The sequence below is a fragment of the Deinococcus sp. genome (assembly GCF_030523985.1).
In the GTDB taxonomy this organism is placed as follows: domain Bacteria; phylum Deinococcota; class Deinococci; order Deinococcales; family Deinococcaceae; genus Deinococcus.
Genome location: NZ_JAUNHK010000135.1, coordinates 1 through 2,903 on the forward strand (window position 1 = coordinate 1; position 2,903 = coordinate 2,903).

Here is a 2,903-nt window from a genome sequence, read left to right on the forward strand (position 1 = left end):
CGATGACCCCCACTTTTGCCCAGGCCGTGACCGAGCGCACCCTTTCCCTGAACACTCGCCTGTGTGTCGGCCTTGACCCGCGCCCCGGCGAATACCGCGACATGGCTGCGCTGCGCCAGCACACGCTGGACGTGCTGGAAGCCAGTGCCCCCTACGCCGCCTGCGTCAAACCTCAACTGGCCTTTTTCGAGGCGCTGGGGCTGCCCGGTTTTACGCTGCTGGAAGAGGTCTGCGCGGCGGCCCGCACCCTGGGCCTGCCCGTGCTGCTCGACGGCAAGCGCGGCGACATCGGCACCACCGCCGCCGCTTACGCCCAGGGCTGGCTGACCGGAACGCACGCGGGCGACGCCCTGACCGTCAACCCGTTTCTGGGCTTCGGCACGCTGACGCCCTTCGTGGAGGCGGCGCGGGAGAATGGCGGCGCGATTTTCGTGCTGGTCAAGACCTCCAACCCCGACCAGAAGGACTTGCAGGGCCAGGGCGTCAGCGAACGGGTCGCTGTCGAGGTAGCGCGTCTGGGCGCCGAAGAAGCCCTGGAGCCGGGCCAGTACGCCAGCGTGGGCGCGGTGGTGGGCGCGACGCATCCCGCCGACCTCGCCACCTTCCGTAACCTGATGCCGCGTGCGCTGCTGCTGCTGCCGGGGCTGGGCGCGCAGGGTGCGAAGGCGAGCGACTTGGCGGGGGCGTTTCATTCTGGTGGCACGGGGGCACTGGCGAGTGCGTCGCGGGCCGTGCAGTACGCGCAGGGGCTGGATGTGGGTGCGGCGCGGGAAGCAGCGAAGGGGCTGCGCGACGAGTTGAACGCGGCGCTGGAGTGAGAGCAGGAGCCTAAGCTTTTGCCCCACCCCCAGCCCCCTACTCCAGAGGGGCAGGGGGCTTGTCGCTCCGCTGAGGAGGGAGAGGAGAGCGGTGAAGTTCGCTTTCCGGGCGTTTTCCCATGGCTGAGGCGGGGTGGAATCGTCTCCGTTTGCTGTGAAAGCGAGGCCCGTGCGCCTTCAGCGCCCGACGGCCCCTGCGTTCGGCGTTTCACCAGTCCCGAAGTGGTGGTGACGTGGTATTGGCAAACTCTCAGCCCTCTGCCCTTACCCCTCCACCCGTAGCCCCGCTCCCTCGCCCAGTTCGTAGTAAGCGTCCCGTGTGCCGCTGCCGAGTCGCCGCAGCAATCCCACGTCCACCAGCCCGCGCAGCACCCGCCACGCTTGCTGGTTGGTCAGGCTGCACACTTCGCGCAGGTCGGCATTTTTGACCCGCCCACGTTCGCGGGCCAGCGCCAGGGCAATCGCCCGCACTTCGCTGGCTGATGGCCCCGGTGTACTGGAGACAGGTGCGCTGGTGACAGGCACAACGGGCTGGGCGGCACTCGGAGCAGGGGAGGAGGGCGCAGTGGACAGCGCCGGCGTCTGCCCCAGCAGGGTGGCGCGGCTGGGCGGTTCGGGTTGCGGGGCCATGCTCAGGCGGCGCTGACGTTCCTGACCGAGGGCTGTCGCCACGTCCGGCGCGAGGTGGTAGGCGATGCCGCGCCCGACCCCCGCCCGCACGACCAGGCCGAGTTCCTCCATCTGGCGCAGCAGCCGGGGCGTGCGGTCTTCGGGCAGTTGCAGGGCGCGGGCGAGTTGAGCGCGGGGGGCCTCGCCTTCACGCGACAGCACGCTCAGCACAATCAGCATGTCCAGCGAGAGTTGCGGCAGTTCTTCCTGTTTTTTCGCCACAAAGCGCACGAAATCCGAGTCGAAGGCCGAGCCGTGCAGGGTCAGGGTCACCGCGTCGGGGTAGTTGTCGTACTCGGGCGGCTCTTTGCCGTGGCGCAGCATCAGGCTGAACATCTTGTCCACGCCCACGCCCGCCTGCTCGACCAGACCCAGCCGCGCCAGCACGCCCGCCAGCAGCGGATTGCGGCGCTTGGGTTGGTGGCGCAGGATGTTGCCCGGCGTGATGCCCCCAGGCAAGCCGCCAGGATTCATGATTTCCAGGCGGTCAGGGTAGTGGTGGACATGCACCACGTCGCGCAGGGTGTAGTCCCGGTGCGAGAGGGCGTTGAGCAGCGCCTCGCGGTACACCGATTCGTCGTGGTCCCAGACTTCGACCCGAAAAAGCCCCACCTGCACGGGCGTAAAGCGGTTGCGGGCCTGAATCAGTTCGGACAGCCGCAGCAGCAGCGACGGAATGGGGCGGCGCAGGTCTTCACGGAACTGAAATTCCACATCGTTGGTGGCGTGGTGAAAGTAGCAGACTTCGGCCTGGGGCAAATGCGCCCGCAGCGCCGCGTCCGTGCCCGCCAGCAAAATCGCCGCCAGCGTGGGCCGCAGTGCTCCGCCACTGGGAATCAGCAGCCCCAGTTCGCGCAAAAAATCCAGGTCGGGGAGGTTGGCGGCCTCGATGCGGCGTCCCAACAGGCGCAGCCTTCCCACCTCGGCAGGGTCGAGGTCAGCCAGCGAAGCGTCGGGCGGCACCACGGCGGTGAAGTCCTGGTCAGCCACGGGTTCGCCCTCGCCGGGTTGCACGGGCACCAGATGCGCTCCGTCCCAGGCCATCACCGCGCCGTCAGGAGCGGCCAGCACATAAGGCGCTTGGGGCACGAACACCGACAGCACCCGCGCCCCGCCCGGCAAGCGGTGGTGCTGCACATTGACCGTCAGCCGCCCGCCCGAGAGTTCAAAAATGGCGTGGGTAATCATCAGCGGATGCAGTTCGCCCGCGTCGCGCTCGGCGTGGGGGTCGCCTACCACATCCACGCCCACCACGATGGTGCCGCCCCGCGCATTCGCCAGCCCCACCGCGTACCGCGCGAGTTCCTGCGGCGTCACGCCCAGCGGCAGATGCACGCAGGTCGGCCCGGCGGGGGGCAGCACGCCCAGCGGCGAAAGGGCGTTGGCAAAATCGCTGGTCACGGGGGAGCAGTATAG

At 68.8% G+C, this 2,903-nt stretch carries 2 protein-coding genes; one reads left to right on the forward strand and one right to left on the reverse strand.

The window, feature by feature from the left end; genetic code table 11:
• Positions 1–2 precede the first annotated feature (2 nt).
• Positions 3–818: an orotidine-5'-phosphate decarboxylase gene (pyrF, locus tag Q4C89_RS13590; RefSeq protein WP_303103161.1), complete on the forward strand. Its 816-nt coding sequence runs from the start codon at positions 3–5 to the stop codon at positions 816–818.
• Positions 819–1,082: 264 nt separating this feature from the next.
• On the opposite strand, the gene Q4C89_RS13595 is transcribed toward pyrF, so the two are convergent.
• Positions 1,083–2,888 carry a helix-turn-helix domain-containing protein gene (locus tag Q4C89_RS13595; RefSeq protein WP_303103162.1) on the reverse strand — a complete coding sequence of 602 codons (1,806 nt, stop codon included), beginning with the start codon at positions 2,886–2,888 and terminating at the stop codon, positions 1,083–1,085.
• Positions 2,889–2,903 lie beyond the last annotated feature (15 nt).

Coding starts and splice junctions, on each gene's coding strand:
- pyrF (WP_303103161.1), top strand. CDS start 3: ATGACCCCCACTTTTGCCCAGGCCGTGACCGAGCGCACCCTTTCCCTG.